The organism is Paenibacillus sp. J22FR83 (assembly GCF_059691955.1).
In genome coordinates this window covers 21,930-38,827 of record NZ_JCAUAM010000008.1, presented here as the reverse complement: position 1 = coordinate 38,827, position 16,898 = coordinate 21,930, and the positions used below count along the sequence as shown (strand labels likewise).

Below are 16,898 nucleotides of genomic sequence, written 5' to 3'. Positions count from 1 at the left end.
AGGTGTTTAAATGGATTTTCTACATCTAATTGTGCTCGAATTGTCCCCTTGGACGAAATTAAACTGAAATAACGGGAGAAAATCCAGTTATTCGGTAAAACACCTCAATTTCGCTTAAAATAGCTGCAGAAAATCCAGTTATTCGCTTACCACTCACCCGTACCCTGCTTTCTGGCATCAATTACGGACCATCCTGCTAGATCATGCCACGCAAGCGATCCGCAATGACGCGCATCATGCTGCGCAGCACATCGATGTTCTGGAAGCAGAAGCTCAGCACGAGGTCACGGTGCAGCTGAAGCAGCACGGTTGGTTCCTTTGCTGTGCAATCCGCGGAACGCGGGCCGCTGTCGATGATGGCCATTTCGCCGAAGAATGCGCCTTCGCCGAGCAGCGCATACTCCTCGCTGCCACGGTGAACGCGGATGCTCCCTTCGATGATGCCATACATCGTATCTCCGAAGTCTCCTGCACGGCAGATTGCTTCGCCAGGCTCATAGGCAGCTTCCTCGACCATTTGGGCTAACCACATGAAGTCATTCGGGCCCAAGTGGGCAAACAGGTCGATCTTCTGCAAGACGAGGATCCGCCGTAAAATCACTTCATCCCTCGTCAGCTCCGTTACAGCTTGCGGCTCCTGCACTGCCGCTGCAGCAGCCTCCGCCTGAGCTGCTTCATTCCCTTCCACCAGAGCATGCCCCTGATCTTCCACTAACTCTTCGCCTTGCTCCACCGCGGGAGCTTGGCCTTTTCCCTGACCCCGCGCAAGCTCCGAGCGCAGTCTGCGCGAAAGCAGCTTCATCATTTCAACAGCAATGCTCGTTTGATCGAACATCATATCGTAGAATACGGACGAGTCCAGGCGCCATAGCACCATGTTTTCTTCTGCTTTAATCGTTGCTGTACGCGCACTGTTCGTCAGAATCGCCATCTCACCGAAGCAATCACCGAGATTGAGCTCTCCGAGGAGCTGCTTGTTGCGATATACGCCAGCTCTGCCCTCATCTACGAGCATAAGGGAATCGCCTGGATCGCCTTCTCTAATAATCGTACTGCCTTGTTCAACAGTTAACTGATGCAGGCGTTTGGCAATAACAGATAAGTCTCTGCTCGTAAGACCTTGAAATAGCGAAACACGACGAAGCAAATGTACGCGATGCATGAGATCTGCAAGCTCAGCATTCATCACCGTATCCGACTTCCGCAGGATATGGTACTGGATCGTTTGAGTCAGCCATTCGTCACCTTGCTCAGCTAGCCAGCTCAAATGCAGATTCAGCTCCACCTTGCTTGCGGCTACCTTGGAAAGTTTGCGGGAACCTGCCATAAATTTGGCCATCTCTGTACGCAAAGTCCCTTGAAGCGTCTGATCAATGACCTCTTCGGCATTGGCCTGCTGACGCGAGTCCCCTTCCCACCAGTCCAGATACACGGCCTGCATGGTTTGCCCATCTTTTAGAAGCGCCAATAATAGAAACACACGCCGTGTAATGGCTGTACGAATTTCACCGATCATCTTCTCTACTTCTGTATACTCTTCTACGCCAACAATGCAGGCACCATGCTCAGCGAACTGCGCATAGAGCGCAAGCTCCTGGAAGATATAGGCCTCCACCTTACGGCTATCTGGTTGCGGCAAATGCTTATTCATGCGTTGCAATGACTCTAGAATACGGTCACGCAAGGCGTAAGGTGCCTTCTCATAGCAAGCAAACAACATGTCCATCGATTGTTGTGTCCCGATACGTTCAAACACAGCAGGCAAATACAAGCTGATTTCCTGTTGCTCCAAGTAAGGTGCCAGCTGTGGCAGCACGTCATCTTCGTCGTATGCCGCGAGGGCGTCTATGGCGTAGCGCCGGGTTTTGCTATCTTTGAGCATGCCAATAATCGGTACAAGTAATGGAGGAACGTGCAGAATCGCTGCCGACTCCAAAGCCCGAATTCGAACCAACGGAGAATTATCCTGCAAAAGGGAGATGAGCGGCTTGTAGAAGTTTTTCACCCGGATTTGTCCGAATAACGCGGCCATGGCGATCCGTTCCTCTTCGTGCCCGCTCTCCATCATCTCTTTCAGCTTCCCAACCGCACGGAACATGCCTTCAATGCCATAATATTTGACTAGACCCGCAATCGTTGCTGCTTGAACTTCGACAGAATCGTCTTCCAAATGCACAGTAATCTCATCAACATAATCTTCTTCCGCATAAGCTGAGAGGGCAATAATCGCCTTGGCTTTAACTTGTACATGCGGAGAGGCGATCAGTTCCTGCAACACAGGTTCAAAACCTTCTGGCACCTTCATCTCCACATACGCCAATGCCTCTAAGCGAACTTCGGGTATGGGATGACGCAATAAACCGTCCAAATGCGGCGTAAGATCAAATGAACTTGTCTCCTTCAAAAGGCCAAACGCGTACAACGCTTGCCCCTTGTCCGCGCCATTCAACGCATCGATCAAGATTTGCCGAGTTACGGAATCCATGAGGTTAAGCTCGACCTTTTGCAGGTCGTCGCCACCTGTTTTGAGATTGGACAAGAGCGTCGTTAAGTATGCTTTCTTTACCTTAATGCCTGCAATAATCCCCACAACGAGCAAAACTAACACGATATAACTTAGCTTCTCAGGGGCTACGAATCGTGTAACGAGGAGAAGGCAGATGGCGGCAAGTCCTTTGGCACCATTACGAACAATTCCGTCCAAGAAGCCTTTCGCTTTATTCCGCCATTCGGGAGGAACGGGGAACATCACTAATTGACTCACGGAGGAGTAGATCGTGTCCCCAACGACTTTATCGCTTCCTTTGACTACAACGGCCATAGCAAGGATAGGCAATACGAGAATCCCAAGACTTCCCGCGAAGAGTGCAATTGGGAAAATTAATAGCGCTGTCATTACACCGAACCTTGTAATGACCCGACCTGACACGAACAATTGCACACAGAGGGCAATCAACCCCGAGAAGCCGTAGAAGCTTCCCATGAAGCCGGCTAGTGCTTCGTTTTGCAAGGTGCCACGCAGGATGACTTTGAATTGATAATCGATGAGGGTTAGCGACACAACGAGCGCAGCTGCCAAGATGGCGACATACTTGAGATGCGGTACGTTCGCAAAAAGTCCCCCTTTGGGCTGGACGGACGACTTCGATGAGGCTTTGCGTGCCTGCGCAGGCTTCGAATCCCCCTGATCTTTGGTCATGCCCAAGATGACAAACACAGCGACAAGGCCGAGTAATTGCAGCCCTGCGTACACATAGATTAAATTCGCCGTTCCAACGAGCGGAACTAGCACTTTCAGTCCGAAACCGCTCAGAATCCCGCCCGTAATCCCCCCGCTGCCTACGAGACCGATCATTTGCTTCGCTTTCCGTTGGTCCATGACCGATGTTGCGAACTGCCAGAAGCAGACGATCATTAGGAAGTTGAACACATCGTATCCGATATAGATGACAGGAAACACCCATCGCAATTCAAGCCCTACACCGAATCTAGAGATCAGCACGAAAGTGGAGATCAGTGGAATCATCAGCTTGAGGAGCGTTTCTAAGCGTACTTTGGGCGAGAACCGCTGGAACACGATACCTGCCGTAATCATGACGAGTGCCTGCGGCAAGTACATCAAGGATAAGTAGGAATTGTCGAACCGACTCAAGAAGAGCGTATCCGCCGCTGTTCGTCCGATGGTTGATGCTGAAACTACGAAGAATAAATAGGCAAATAACAGAAATACTTTTCTGTATTCCTTCTTATCCTCTGTTATTTTATCCAAAAAGGAACGATAGGTCTTACTAATCGAGCTACTCACGCGACACCTCATTCTTAAATTAAACGATCATCATTCTCATCTAAAATTGTATCAGAAGTCCTAGGAAAAAATAACTATATTTTCAACGAAAAACGCAGGAAAACACAAAAAAAGACAACATCCACGGATGTGTCTTCTTCTTTATGATAATTTTATATTCGAAAATTGTCGCCTCTCCAGCTGCGAACTGCTTTCTTAATCGCATCTGGCGTCATCCGCTCCGCTGCTGCCTTCTTACAAAGTGCAGGAAATTCTTCATCCGATGCAAAACGTAAAGCTGTAATTTGCCCGATCGTCAACTTCTTATCTAGCAACTCCTGTGTCAGCACGAAGTGCCGAAGGTTCTCTTCCGCTCGAATCGCCCGATCCTGCGCTTTGATAGGGTAGGAACGGATCAACAGAAAAATCACAACTACAATAATAGCAATGAGGACAAACATAACCGCTGGCAGTACCTGATTGTCAGCCTGTATAGCGCTAATCAGTTCCAAGATAGATAGAACCACTAAGCCAAGTGCCAACAATGAAAACAGATAGTGAAACAACGGATGCATACGTCGATGATTGACATAATTTTGAACCTTCATCTACTTATTTCCCCACAATCTCAGTAATCTCACTCTCTAATAAAAGGTAACGGTGCACACTTCGCATGATTGGTACTTTGGTTAAATTGTTCTTGTCCACATATTGCTTCATCTGATCTTTCGATAAACCTAAGATTTTGCCCGCTTCCATTACCGTGAGCACTGCTTCATTGCTAGTCGCGTTGAACGTTGTCTTCGCCTTTTGATTCCAGTCTTCAAATGATTGCATGTTTTCGCACCCTTCTCAATCCGATCCTTCAATTATAGCACGAAAACACCTGCATCACCCAATTACCTTCATCTGCCACTTAGGACTCCTCATCACTCATGAGCGCTAGCAGCGCTTTCGGTAACGCAAATTTCTGATTGCTGATCATGATTTGATTCAAGGCATCTTCGGCCATATCCGCCTGCTCTTCCTTAATCACACTGATTTCAGCGTGCAGCCGTTCCATCTGTGAATCGAGTGCCGCCGCTGAATTTGCTGCTTGCTTTAATTCTTCTAAGAGACGAGCAGGTACGGCTTGGTTGCCTTCATTAAATTTATAGAATATTTTATGCTCCAAACTCGCCCAACAGTCCATGGCAATCGTACGAATTTGTACTTCCATACAGACGCGCTCTTCGCGGTCAGACATATGTACAGGCACTTCAATGAGCAAATGTAAGCTTTGGTAGCCATTGGGCTTCGGATTTTTGATATAGTCTTTTTCGCTCAAAATATGAAGGTCGTTCTGATTCCTAAGCATCTTAGAAATGACGTAAATATCGGACACGAACGAGCATGTGATTCGCAGACCGGCAATGTCCTTCACGCTGCCCTTAATGCCTTCGAAAGAGAGCTCTCCGCCTTTTCTCATCAGCTTTTGGAAAATACCTTCCGGCGATTTCAACCGAGACTTCGTATGTTCAATCGGGTTATATTCGTGCAGCATCTCGAATTCTTGAACGAGAATATCAATTCTGGTTTCCATTTCATCCAGAGCAAACTTGTAGGTCATCATAAAGCGTGTAATTTCGTGCTTAAACTTCTTCAGATCATTCATTGAAAACTGATTCGTGATCATATTCATACGGAATTCCATCCTTTGGTCATGGTTATTTGGCCCATTCCTTGCTAGTTTAAATCATGGAGATCGCTCTACGCAAATGCAGCGATGAGAAAAGACACCGTTAAGGTGTCTTAAGTGTCCGTTATATGTATATTAGTTCATTTTATACGTATTGATTACATCTTGTAAATCTTGGGCTATGGAAGCGAGCATCTGAGAAGATGACGTTACTTCTTGGGAAGAAGCCAGTTGTTCTTCAGTAGCTCCAGCCACACTCTGCGACAGCTCCGAGGTAATCTTCGCTACATGCTCCATATTGGTGACAGTTGCGGCAACCTGTTGCGAACTTGCGGCCATCTGCTGCGCTGCCGCTGCTGTTTCTTGTATTTTGAAAGTGACCTCTTCCGCAGAACGAACAATCGCTTGGAAGCTTTGCTCCGTACGATCGACAGATTCGAGCCCTTTATGCACCTCAGCAAGTCCCGCATCCATCGCTTTGACCGCCTCTTGTGTATCCCTCTGGATGGAAGTGACCACACTTCGGATTGCGCCAACCGATTCCCCTGTTTGCGTAGCAAGCTTGCGAACCTCTTCTGCGACAACCGCGAAGCCTTTGCCCGCTTCACCCGCACGCGCAGCTTCAATCGCCGCATTCAGGGCCAAAAGATTCGTCTGGGTTGCGATCTCACCGATCATTTGCGAGACTTTCCCGATATTCTGCGAATGCTCCGCCAATTGTTGAATCGTTTGGTTCGCCTGCGTTACCGCACCGCTCAAGGCGTTCATGCTCATCGTCACATGGTGAACGTCGGCTTGCCCGTTTCGCGCCTGTTCCGATGCGTTGATCGATAGCGAGGACACGTCAGACGTCGTCTCCGCAATGCGCTGCACGCCTATAGCGATCTCATCCATGGCGCGGGCGCACTCTTGTGCGTTCAAGCGTTGTGCTTCCGCTTCCGTAGCAATCGTTTGAATATCCACAGCGACATGCTGGGAGGCTTCGCTGTTTTGCTCCGAGCTGGCATACAATTGCTCCGAGGAAGAAGCCACCGCGCTGGAGGATTCCTGCATACGGCCCATGACCTCGCGCATTTGACGCGTCATGCCGTTCACCGCTGTGACAAGGACGCCGATCTCGTCTTTATGATTGAAATGCAGTTCCGCAACCGTCAGATCCCCTTCGGCCAAACGATCCAGCACACGAGAGGCGGCAATAACGGGTCTGGTAATGTTCCGGACAATCACCCATGTAATGGCAACGGATATCAGTACGGCGAGAATCAGCAGACTAATCCCGCTTACGATACTGCTGCGATACGCCACTGCATTCTTTTCCACACTATCATCTGCGCCTTGCTGGTTGAAAGCAACCATTTTGCGACATATCGTTTGTACAAAATTATAGCTTTGTGTTAGCTCATCATAGAGCCTAATCAATTCAATCTGATCCGTTGCCTTACTGTACTTGAGATAGTTGCTTTGTAGATTACCCCATTGTTCTAGAATCATGTTGTAATTCTTCTCATCTTCTTCATTCGCTAAGGTCTTGCCGTAGCTCGCTATCGCCTTATCTCCCTTGCTCATCGTTGCTTGAATATCACGCGCTAACTCCAGCTTCACTGAAGCATCCATCTGATTGTGAACACCTACTAGGTCCTTCGCAATATGTTCCGTCAAGTAGCTGAATTCTTGTATGAGCTGCGTCCCGGCCATCCAGTTCTGAGCAATCTCCGTCATATCCTGCTTCATATTTTTCATCCTTACCATATCGGTAAGGCCCAAAATAGCCATAAACAGCAGCACAATTGCAAAAGAACCAATCAATTTTTGCTTCAATTTCATTTTGACTTGCGTATGTCTCATCCACTCTGCTAATCTAGTCTTCGCTTGCATCTAAATCCTCCGACATTTCAATTTATTGTAACTATCTCTCTAATCCCAAGCCTATCATATCGGCAAAATGTAAAGAGAATTCAATAGAAACTATTAACTCCGCATGAGTTCGGCTAACATTTATCTATCTCTGGTCACAAAATGTTCAAAGAGGCTGGGGGGATGGATGGCGGCGGCCAGAAGAGCGTGACGATGCGGAGCGGTGTGCGCGGGCAGGACGTTCAGAGCGGGAGTTGGCACAACGCTACGAGAGCAGATGGCGGGGAGCGACGATTAGGCTGCGGCGGCTGGGCGATCCAGACGTTTAACTGTAAAAAATACAGTTAATTTCACCGAAATTAACCGATCTGAAAGAATAACTGGATTTTCTACAGCTAAATTTGAGCAATTCACTTCAATTGGTGAATATGAGTGCTATTAACTACATATTTTCCATTTATTTTCTATTTGGAGCTAAAATCGCGTAAATTAGATGTATTTTTTACATCTATTGCACAATTCACCCCCTCTATCACACAAAAACTGCAACAATCCTATTCAACTAAATACCGCCTTCATCTTCCTATAATCACCATTCCCCCTTCCTACTCAGCTCCTCTCACCTTATCGCTCTCGGCACTCCCACGCCTCCCTCTTTCAAAACTCCATATCCGCGTCATCATACTCTCGCTTCCTAGACCACCACACTCCTGGCGCACACTTCTTCCGTTCCCTATCTACCTTTTTGTAAGAGAAGACAAGATACCTCTTCTTTTTTTACACGGTTGTACATAGAAGTAGAAAGAGAACCCTCGGAAGGATGTGCTTCCCCACTATGGCGATGCAGCACTTGCTATCTAATCAAACGGAGCTCTTCCTGCAATATGGACTAGCTATTTTCTGGACGGTCACCTATGTCCTCATCATTATTCAAGGTTTCAAAGATCGCGCCTGCGGTATGCCGTTGCCAGCTATTTGCGCAAATATTACTTGGGAGTTTCTGTTTGCGTTCGTGATGCCATTTCACCCGTTGCAAATGATAATTTCACTGGTCTGGTTTCTACTCGACTGCGTGATTCTGTTCCAAGGTGTCTACTTTGCCAAAAAGCAGTTCCCCCCACACCAGCTCCTGCCTGCCATCTTCTCATTACTTGTCATTTCGCTGCTGCTCCATGTCGGCATGGTTGTCGAGTTCCATGATCAAGAGGGGAAATACACAGCCTTTGGCATCAATCTGATGATGTCGATTTTGTTTATCAAGCTGCCTTTTACACAAGGACTCAAAGGCCAGAGCATCTACATCGCTTATTACAAAATGATTGGCACCTTGTGCGCATCTATACTCTGCTACTCGCTGTATCCGGATTCTTTTTTACTTATGATCCTGTGTGTATTAGTGACAGTGGCGGATATCGTTTATATTGGGATTGTTCAACGAGCTGTCTTGGCCGCTCGGCGGGTTTCCAGCTTAAATATGCACACATAGGTTTAAACTCAACCATTTTGAATAATAATAACTAACAACTTTAAAATACTTTAAATTTAGTTTAAATTAATTGAAAAACATAGCTCAAAGCATTAATATGGAGGTATGGGGTGATGTTAATGCCGATAACCTATGCGGAAAAAAACTTATTTAGCAAGAACGCACAAGAAATCGTAGTTGAGCTTCTCGATAATAGTTATGACAATAGTGTTCTACTGTTTAAAGTCCTAGCACACTCTGTCCAGAACAATGCTACTCTTGTGCAATCGTTAGATGAGTCCATATTTGAGAATACAGAAGTGTTTAAAGAACAATTTTCAAACTTATTACAGCATGCTCTGACACAGGCTTATAATCACAAACAGGTAGTGACAGAGCCGACTAAGGATTATAGCATAAAGGAACTTTCAAAATATTTCGGAGTTTCCGTTGTTTCCATACATAATTGGTTAGATCAAGGGCGATTCGAGGGAATTGAGCGTGCAGGTGACCACAAGCATAATCGTATTCCCGGTGATACCCTATACGTTACAACTACGGGGAATAAGCTCAGAGTCATTGATGTAATTAAAATGTGGGAACAGCAAGAGTTAGAACTAGAACGTGAACAACATCAGCATGAGGACAATTTAAGCTACTATACACGCCAAATCGCAATGTTTGAGCAAAAATATAATGGTGAATATGAAGCGACGCTCGGCACTCAAAATGAACTTACTCCGGAAGAAGAGACAGACGCTCAAGTATGGAAACACTTGCTAAGGAGGCAAACACTTGAGTTTAGAAATTCCAAAGAGTAACTTTATTTTTATTGAGAAAAACTTTGCAGACATTATTCAGGAAATTCGAAATGGTGCACAGGGGCTTGCAAGCGATGCTAGAACGATTCGTAAAACCATTGTTTTTCATGATTTTTCAAAAATGTACTGCATCGAATTTCTGGAGGAGACTAGAACTGAAATTGAATTATATTGGTATGATTGGTATGCAGAGAATCAACAACTAATAATGAAGTTCCATGCACACTATCATGCAGATGGGACTCCAGCTCACATTACCGTTCATGACCCATTTCATATCCAAAATGATACCTATCGAGGGCCTAATACCTATTTTCGTGAACTTACTCAGATTTTAGAGTTTATTCGACTAAGACAACATACTCTCAAGACTTAAGAAAAAGACACCTCACCGAGGTGTCTTTTCATTTACCATTAACTTCCCTACGCCAAAATCGGCAGCTTCACATGGCTCGGATACGCCTCCGAGTGATAGATCCTCTGCGTCACCACAATTGGCTGTGGATCCTCATACGGATTCAAGCCGGTGTTCGTGTTCGGGAACGCGATCATCTTACTGGAGGAGGTCACGGTAAAGCGCAAGCGATGCCCGACCGCGAAGGTATGTGCGATATTTTGCATGAAAATATCGTACTTCTCGATCTGATCTGGCGTCAGCAGCTCCGGTGCGTCCAAGCCGCCACGGTACTTCGCGCGCACGATGTAGTTCGACAGCTTGATGGAGTTCCCCTTCGGGTCCACATCACTCAAGGTCACAACCCAATCCGTGTCCACGCCGCTGCTTGATGCGTACAGCTCGCACGACAGCTCGCCTGCCACGGTCACAGCCTCCGCCAGCACCTCGCTCGTGTACACGAGGATATCGCTGCGCAGCTCATGCCGCCGCATGTTCTCCGGCTCGCGCTCCCCGCTGTCCGCGACTGGCTCCTCCGGATTATACACGTACGAATCCGACTCACTCCCCCCGTATGGCACGTCATCACGTACCACAGCCCCAGAGCCTAGCGTCAGCACGCCATCGCCAAGGCTGGAATTCGCTCGCCCGTCGCTGCCCAGAAACCACTTCGTCGCCTTCGCCTCGCTCGGCGTCCAGTCCTCGGACACGCGCCACTCGTTGGTGCCGACCACATAATAACGAGCCCGTGGCTCTTGGTCGATGCCATTGGCGATGCCTTTCAAAAACCGATCAAACCAGCGCAGCACATTCACATCGTAGTTATACACAACGGCATCGTTGCCGAAGCTGGTGCCGAGCAGATCACGCGCGCGATTCGGGCCGTGTTCCCAGGGTCCAAGCCAGATTTTGCGGTTCGGCACATCGTGCTTGGTGAGCATTCGCCATGTCTCCGACACGCCTGCACTGTCGCCATCATACCAACCGGAGATGACGAACATCGGCGCTTTCACTTGATCTCCACGCAAGCTGTACGTGCAATCACGCCAGAAATCATCATACTCCGGATGATCACTCCACATATCCCAAGGACCGGATGCCCTCCCGATCATCTGCTGCGGGATCTCGCGAATCGGCCGTGCATCGACAGCCTTCTCGGGGCTGACCGTTCGCCCCCCGAAAATATCAAAATCCGTCCTCGTCCCCACCGACTGCGCCAATGTCCAGCAGAGCAAAGGCCAGGAACACACGGTGCCGCCCTTGCGCACCGTATCCACGAACGGCGAACCGACGTTCACTTCGTTCACGACGGCCTTCAAGTTCGGGTGCCCGCTAGTCGAAGCAGCGGTAACCACATACCCTAAGTACGACGCGCCCCACATGCCGACGTTACCGTCGGACCAATCCTGCGCGACGATCCAATCGATCGTATCCGCACTATCGTCGCGCTCGTAGAAGAACGGCACGAGCTCCCCTTCCGAATCGGCGCGCCCGCGAACGTCCTGATTGACGACGGCGTAACCTTTGTTCGCCCACCGCATGAAGAACGTCTTCCGCAGATTGCGATCATAGCACGTGCGGATCAGAATCGTCGGCAGCTTCGCGCCTGGCGCTACGCCCTCAGGCAAATACACGTCCGTCGCCAAACGAACGCCATCGCGCATCGGGACCAAGTCCGTTCCGAGGTCATTGACTCCGTACCGTGGAGCTGAAAGTAACGCGTCTGCATATTCCACCAAGGGGGTCACAGCCTCATAACCCTCCACGACCAGCACTTCCATGCCATAGCGGTTCGGTGCCACGAATGCCACCACGCAGCCATCCACAGTCACGATATCTAGCGCGGTATCCTTACGCAGAGCCCATACCTGTGAAACAACCTCTCTACCCGCCACTTCGCCCGTGTATTGGATATGCTTCTGATACCGCTCACCATTTCCCAGCGTAACGGAGTCGCCCTGCCACACCGCTGCTGCATAGTGGGACTGATTCCCCTTAATTTTTTGCAAAGGAAGGATGTAGCCCGCCGTGTCAGACAGCACATTCTCCTGCAACTGCGTCCGCCGACGTGAATCGACCTTGGCATGCATAATCCCACTATCTGTAAAACGAATCATTCCTTCATACACGCCAGCCGCATACAGCTTGTACACCGTCGTCCCCGTATTCATCTCCGCCATCCTCCTATCCGCACACCGCTTCAAATACGCGCAGCCAGTTCTCGCCCATCATTTTACGGACATCCTCATCCGAGTAGCCCCTTGCCACCAAACCACGGGTAAAATTGATAAAATAGCTATATTTCTCAAGCCCCTTCACCGTTTCCGTCGAGGGTCCATCCCCTTTGGCGAACCCGATGCGAGGCGCAATGTGCTCTTTAAAATAAACCAAAGACCACGCCACATCACTCATCGGCCAGTCCGTGCCAATTCCGACATGGTCCACGCCGACCAGTCGGACGAGATAATCCATATGATCGAGCACATGCTCAATCGTCGTATCATTCGGATCCCCGTGGACGAACCACGGCATCGCAAAAACACCAATCACGCCGCCCGTTGCGGCGATGGCCTTGAATTCTTCATCGCTTTTGCAGCGCATATGCGGGTAGATGTTCTCCACACCGGTGTGCGAAGCAATCACTGGCGCCGTAGAAAGCCGGCACGCGTCTAGCGTCGTTTGTTTGCCGCAGTGGCTCGTATCGACGAGGATGCCCAGCTCATTCATTTTGCTAATAAAACGCATACCGAACTTGCTCACGCCGCCATTCGCCTCTTCCGCACAGCCGGAAGCAATATAATTCTGATTGTTATACGTCAACTGCAGCACTCTCAGCCCAAAATTGTACAGCGCCTCGAGCAGCTCTAGATTTTTGCCTAAACCATCGGTTTCTTGAGCCGTAACGATTCCTGCTTTGAGGCCGCTCGCCTTCGCCGCGCGAATCTGGTCTGCTGTCACTGCTTTCACAAGCCAGTCGTTGCTATCAAATTGACGCTGAATATCCCCCATGCTAATGAGAATCTTGTCTATACTCGATACGTCCAGCTGCCGATTACCTGCCGTGATGCCGGAGCGGTACCATTCGTCTTTGAACTCGGAGATCTCTCCGCGGGCCGCCATGTCGTGAATGATTTTGCTTGGCATCGCGCTGTATGTCCATGGATCTTCACGGTGAGGCTCGCACGCCTCCCTAATGCTCTCCGACACGGCATCCGGAATTGCCTTTGGGGACAACGGCCCTTGGAACAAAAGATCAATAATAATCGAGCTCTCATGCAGCTCTCGTGCGCGTTCTTCTTGCTCGGGTGTAAGGTTAAAGGGATATAGTCCCTCTGTCGCGTTCATCGTTGTTCACTCCTAGAAGTCAATGTGGGTTCCTTTGTGTGTGCGAATCGCTTCTTTGTAGATGTAATGCGCTGCTGCGAGGTCTTCGCAAGCAAGTCCTAATGATTTGAACAGCGTGATGGACGTGGCAGAGCGTCTTCCCTCTTTGGCACCTACCAACAGCTCACCTATTTCAGCTAAAATGTGATCTTTACTAATGGCTCCCTCCTGCAGAGGGATCAGGTAGTCACCCGCTTCGTTCACAGCGGACTCTGTGCGGTCCACGAACAGCTCAGCCCGGCGCACCAGCTCGGTGTCGAGCTCGCGGTCCTTGGCGCGGCAGGCGCCGACGGCGTTCACGTGCGCGCCTGCTTGGATCCAGGCCCCCTGCACGATCGGCGTCGTCGACGCCGTCACCGTGCAGATGATATCTGCATCCGCGACCGCCGCCTGCGCGGAGGAGGCACACGAGACGAGGACAGCCGGATACCGGCTTGCCGTCTCGGCCTTTAATTTCTCGGCATGGGCCGGGTTCGGCCCCCATACCTTGATCTGCGTGATCGGGCGCACGAGGAGCATCGCTTCGATGTGCGTGCGGGCTTGCTCGCCCGTGCCGATCACGGCAAGGGTCGCGGCCTCGGGCTTAGCCAGCAACTTCGTTGCTGCTGCGCTGACCGCTGCAGTGCGGATGGCGGTGATGCGGGTGCCATCCACAATCGCCTCCAATTGACCGTTGGTCGAATTGAACAATGAGACAAAGCCTTGATGCGAAGGGAAGCCTTTTCCATGATTACCGGGGAAAACGGTAATGACCTTGGCGCCAACCTTCTCATCTCTTTTCAAATACGTCGGCATTAGCCCCATCACATTGCCGCCATGCAGCGGAACAACGGAACGCAGTGCTTGTACAGCCTGTCCATTCACCAAATCAGCGAGGACCGCTTCCATGATCTCGATGCAAGCTTGCATCCCAAGCAGCTCCTGCACTTCAGTTGATTTGATTACTAGCATGGGAAATCACCTGCTTCTATGTAGTTCGTTTTATTATAGCAAAGTCGGGGGCCGCGGGGGAAACTTGTGGGGGCGGGTGGTGGGGCGGGTGGTGCTATTGGTGGTGATGCTGATCGTAGTGCTACAGGTGCTGTTTGTTGATGATGCTACTAATAGTGCTCCTTGATAGGGCTACTGGTGCAATTGCCACTCTTACTATCTTGCTACTCCTACTACTCTCATGACTCTAACTACGCTTACTGTCTTGCTACTTTTTTGCTACCTTTGTTACTTCTTACTGTCCTCCTACTCCTGCTGTCCTTTCCTAATCCTACTGTTCTCCTACTCCCGCTATCCTTTCTTACCCTTCCTGTCCTCCTACTCCTACAGTTCTCCTACTTTCGCTCTCCTTTGTTACCCTTACTGTTCTCCTACTCCCACTATCCTTTGTCACCCTTGCCACCTTGTTACTCACACCACTTTTGCTACCATCGTCGCTGTCCCCTACTCAATTAACTGGAAAAACTCCATCTATTTTCGAAGATTTCCTCCGAAATCTCGATTTAACTGGAAAATATGTAGTTAAAATTATTTATTCTCGTCCATTTTGACTAAATACAAGGAATTAACTGTATATTTTCCATCTATTGTGCGTTACAACGGAAAAAACTGAAATATAACTGTATAAAATCCATTTATTTGCCCCTGGAGGCCCCTGAAAGCTACCTTTTCCCCAAACCATAATCCCCCACGCAAAAAAGCACCCCAAAGGATGCTTTTCAATCCAATTATCTGTGCTAGCTGGCACTCACTTTGCGATATTTGAAGAAGCTGCCGATCCGCCACACGCAAATGTACAAATACGCCATGACCATCGTTAACACAGCGAATTCGGAGGGATCCAACCCTTTGAAATACTGAGATAATATCAATCGGACCGCAATGACGGCGATAATCACATACTTGAAGTTGGGGTTAGGTTTCGAATAAACCAATCCGTCCTCCCGCTTCTCGTATCCCGTATGGTAGAGCATGATACTGCCCAACGCCACGCCGAGCACACCTGCACACAACAACTCCCATATAGCCGGTATATGAAAAGGATGATCCGGTACATGCGTCAGTGAGTTAATACTAAGCCCAAACACAATGAGCAGCAGGAAAACGGGAATGAGCATGCCTCTTCCTTTATTCCGAATTGGCTTTGCTTTTCCTCGCGTTCTTAACCAAATAACTAAAATAATAACAACAGCACCGATGCCATAACCGATGAGCGTTTCAGCATTCATTTCGTAGTACTCCTTTCAATGACATGTTCTACAGAAATTATAAGGTTACTCCTCGGGTTTTACCTCCGTCTTAAGACCGACAACACTTCTGGATGGCAAAAAAGCACCCCGCAGGGGTGCTCATATAGACGGGATCTATGTAGCTTATCCAGATTACGATTGGAACATTTGCTTCACTAGCTCTTTATTGCGCTTTTTAAAAGCTTGATTATGCGAAGAAACCATCCCATAACTCTCGGCTGTAGGCTGAATGTACTGCTTTGCCTTGTTCACCGCATTTGCCGCGTCTTGGAAGGCTCCCGCGATCAGATGTACTTTGCCTGGATGATGAAGAATGTCCCCAGCTGCATAGAGCCCTGGCACAGAGGACTCACTGTTCGCATTACCCGCGATATAGTAGTTCTCCGCTCGCTCAATCTCGATTTCACTATTCTCCAGCAGGGTCGTGTCGCGATCATAACCATGGTTAATTACGACTTCATCCACGTGGAATGCGGTTACTTCACCGGTTTCATGATTCGTTAGCTCCACACGTTCAATGGACGCGTCCTCGCCAGAAGCAAACAGTTTGGTAATGGAGGTGTTTAAAAAGCATGCCACAGAGCTATTCTGGAGCTGCTTCACTTGGGCTTCGTGCCCTGTCAGCTGGTCTTTGCGATAGCTCAGAATCACCTGTTTCGCGAAAGGCTCCAGCTCATTCGCCCAATCCACTGCCGAGTTGCCGCCACCGGAAATGACGACCGTTTTGTTCTTGAAGCGCTCAAGCGACTTCACCGTATAGCTCAAATTCGAAACTTCGTAGCGCTCTGCGCCTTCGATTTCCAGCTTTTTCGGGTTAAGAATGCCGGAGCCGACAGCGACGATCACGGTTTTGGAGTAGTGCAGCTGACCTGATGTCGTGCGCAGGACGAAGATATCGTCTTCGTTTTTAGCCAAAGCTTCCACTTTCTCATTCAATACCACCTCAGGGCTGAACGTCAGTCCTTGCTCAACCAGCTGATTAATCAGCTTCGCGCCTGGGGTTGGGGTCACGCCGCCTACGTCCCAGATCATTTTTTCAGGATATACATGTATTTTGCCGCCGAGATGCGGTTGAAATTCAATGATTTTGGTCTTCATTTCCCGAAGTCCACTATAGAAAGCCGAGTACAGACCCGCTGGTCCTCCGCCAATAACTGTTACATCAAACAATTCGTTCTGCTCCATGCTCAACTCACTCCTTAAGTCACCAATTGCGATTGAGAATCATTATTAATGAATGATACTGCGTTTTGGCGATTTAATCAACTGAAAAAATGG

Annotated in this window: 14 protein-coding genes; 4 read left to right on the top strand and 10 right to left on the bottom strand. The window is 48.9% G+C overall.

Going from position 1 to position 16,898, the window contains the following annotated elements; translation table 11 throughout:
* Positions 1-196 precede the first annotated feature (196 nt).
* The 5 genes from AC58PV_RS15605 to AC58PV_RS15585 form a co-directional block, all read right to left on the bottom strand.
* Positions 197-3,805, bottom strand: a complete 3,609-nt coding sequence (locus tag AC58PV_RS15605; protein WP_497433145.1) for an Npt1/Npt2 family nucleotide transporter — start codon at positions 3,803-3,805, stop codon at positions 197-199.
* 152 nt (positions 3,806-3,957) lie between these two features.
* Complete coding sequence (locus AC58PV_RS15600; protein WP_497433144.1) at positions 3,958-4,392, bottom strand: DUF6526 family protein; 435 nt, start codon at positions 4,390-4,392, stop codon at positions 3,958-3,960.
* A gap of 4 nt (positions 4,393-4,396) precedes the next feature.
* Positions 4,397-4,621 carry a DNA-binding protein gene (locus AC58PV_RS15595; RefSeq protein ID WP_497433143.1) on the bottom strand — a complete coding sequence of 75 codons (225 nt, stop codon included), beginning with the start codon at positions 4,619-4,621 and terminating at the stop codon, positions 4,397-4,399.
* 79 nt (positions 4,622-4,700) lie between these two features.
* The gene (locus tag AC58PV_RS15590) at positions 4,701-5,459 is read right to left on the bottom strand and encodes a GTP pyrophosphokinase (protein WP_068661638.1); all 759 of its coding nucleotides are present in this window, start codon (positions 5,457-5,459) and stop codon (positions 4,701-4,703) included.
* A gap of 138 nt (positions 5,460-5,597) precedes the next feature.
* Entirely contained in the window at positions 5,598-7,337 is a 1,740-nt protein-coding gene (locus tag AC58PV_RS15585) for a methyl-accepting chemotaxis protein (RefSeq protein ID WP_497433142.1), read from the bottom strand.
* Positions 7,338-7,523: 186 nt separating this feature from the next.
* Here AC58PV_RS15585 and AC58PV_RS15580 point away from each other — a divergent pair, with 186 nt between their 5' ends.
* The 4 genes from AC58PV_RS15580 to AC58PV_RS15565 all read left to right on the top strand — a co-directional run bounded on the left by AC58PV_RS15580 (position 7,524) and on the right by AC58PV_RS15565 (position 9,978).
* A complete protein-coding gene (locus tag AC58PV_RS15580) occupies positions 7,524-7,664 on the top strand; it encodes a hypothetical protein (protein ID WP_497433141.1) in 141 nt (46 codons plus the stop codon).
* Between the two features lie 487 nt (positions 7,665-8,151).
* Entirely contained in the window at positions 8,152-8,802 is a 651-nt protein-coding gene (locus AC58PV_RS15575) for a transmembrane-type terpene cyclase (RefSeq protein WP_497433140.1), read from the top strand.
* A 113-nt stretch (positions 8,803-8,915) separates the two neighbouring features.
* Positions 8,916-9,602: a helix-turn-helix domain-containing protein gene (locus AC58PV_RS15570; RefSeq protein ID WP_497433139.1), complete on the top strand. Its 687-nt coding sequence runs from the start codon at positions 8,916-8,918 to the stop codon at positions 9,600-9,602.
* Entirely contained in the window at positions 9,577-9,978 is a 402-nt protein-coding gene (locus AC58PV_RS15565) for a toxin-antitoxin system TumE family protein (RefSeq protein ID WP_497433138.1), read from the top strand. The genes AC58PV_RS15570 and AC58PV_RS15565 overlap by 26 nt, the downstream gene beginning before the upstream one ends.
* A 47-nt stretch (positions 9,979-10,025) precedes the next feature.
* Here the strand turns inward: AC58PV_RS15565 and AC58PV_RS15560 are convergent, their stop codons facing one another.
* The 5 genes from AC58PV_RS15560 to AC58PV_RS15540 form a co-directional block, all read right to left on the bottom strand.
* Complete coding sequence (locus AC58PV_RS15560) at positions 10,026-12,167, bottom strand: CocE/NonD family hydrolase (protein WP_497433137.1); 2,142 nt, start codon at positions 12,165-12,167, stop codon at positions 10,026-10,028.
* A gap of 13 nt (positions 12,168-12,180) precedes the next feature.
* Positions 12,181-13,341, bottom strand: coding sequence for a dipeptidase (locus AC58PV_RS15555; protein WP_497433136.1), 1,161 nt, complete (start codon positions 13,339-13,341; stop codon positions 12,181-12,183).
* 12 nt (positions 13,342-13,353) lie between these two features.
* Complete coding sequence (locus AC58PV_RS15550) at positions 13,354-14,331, bottom strand: ornithine cyclodeaminase family protein (RefSeq protein ID WP_497433135.1); 978 nt, start codon at positions 14,329-14,331, stop codon at positions 13,354-13,356.
* A 776-nt stretch (positions 14,332-15,107) separates the two neighbouring features.
* A complete protein-coding gene (locus tag AC58PV_RS15545) occupies positions 15,108-15,599 on the bottom strand; it encodes a CcdC protein domain-containing protein (protein WP_497433134.1) in 492 nt (163 codons plus the stop codon).
* 153 nt (positions 15,600-15,752) lie between these two features.
* The gene (locus tag AC58PV_RS15540) at positions 15,753-16,805 is read right to left on the bottom strand and encodes an NAD(P)/FAD-dependent oxidoreductase (RefSeq protein ID WP_497433133.1); all 1,053 of its coding nucleotides are present in this window, start codon (positions 16,803-16,805) and stop codon (positions 15,753-15,755) included.
* Positions 16,806-16,898 lie beyond the last annotated feature (93 nt).

Coding starts and splice junctions, on each gene's coding strand:
- AC58PV_RS15600 (WP_497433144.1), bottom strand. CDS start 4,392: ATGAAGGTTCAAAATTATGTCAATCATCGACGTATGCATCCGTTGTTT.
- AC58PV_RS15595 (WP_497433143.1), bottom strand. CDS start 4,621: ATGCAATCATTTGAAGACTGGAATCAAAAGGCGAAGACAACGTTCAAC.
- AC58PV_RS15590 (WP_068661638.1), bottom strand. CDS start 5,459: ATGATCACGAATCAGTTTTCAATGAATGATCTGAAGAAGTTTAAGCAC.
- AC58PV_RS15585 (WP_497433142.1), bottom strand. CDS start 7,337: ATGCAAGCGAAGACTAGATTAGCAGAGTGGATGAGACATACGCAAGTC.
- AC58PV_RS15575 (WP_497433140.1), top strand. CDS start 8,152: ATGGCGATGCAGCACTTGCTATCTAATCAAACGGAGCTCTTCCTGCAA.
- AC58PV_RS15570 (WP_497433139.1), top strand. CDS start 8,916: ATGTTAATGCCGATAACCTATGCGGAAAAAAACTTATTTAGCAAGAAC.
- AC58PV_RS15560 (WP_497433137.1), bottom strand. CDS start 12,167: ATGAATACGGGGACGACGGTGTACAAGCTGTATGCGGCTGGCGTGTAT.
- AC58PV_RS15555 (WP_497433136.1), bottom strand. CDS start 13,341: ATGAACGCGACAGAGGGACTATATCCCTTTAACCTTACACCCGAGCAA.
- AC58PV_RS15550 (WP_497433135.1), bottom strand. CDS start 14,331: ATGCTAGTAATCAAATCAACTGAAGTGCAGGAGCTGCTTGGGATGCAA.
- AC58PV_RS15545 (WP_497433134.1), bottom strand. CDS start 15,599: ATGAATGCTGAAACGCTCATCGGTTATGGCATCGGTGCTGTTGTTATT.
- AC58PV_RS15540 (WP_497433133.1), bottom strand. CDS start 16,805: ATGGAGCAGAACGAATTGTTTGATGTAACAGTTATTGGCGGAGGACCA.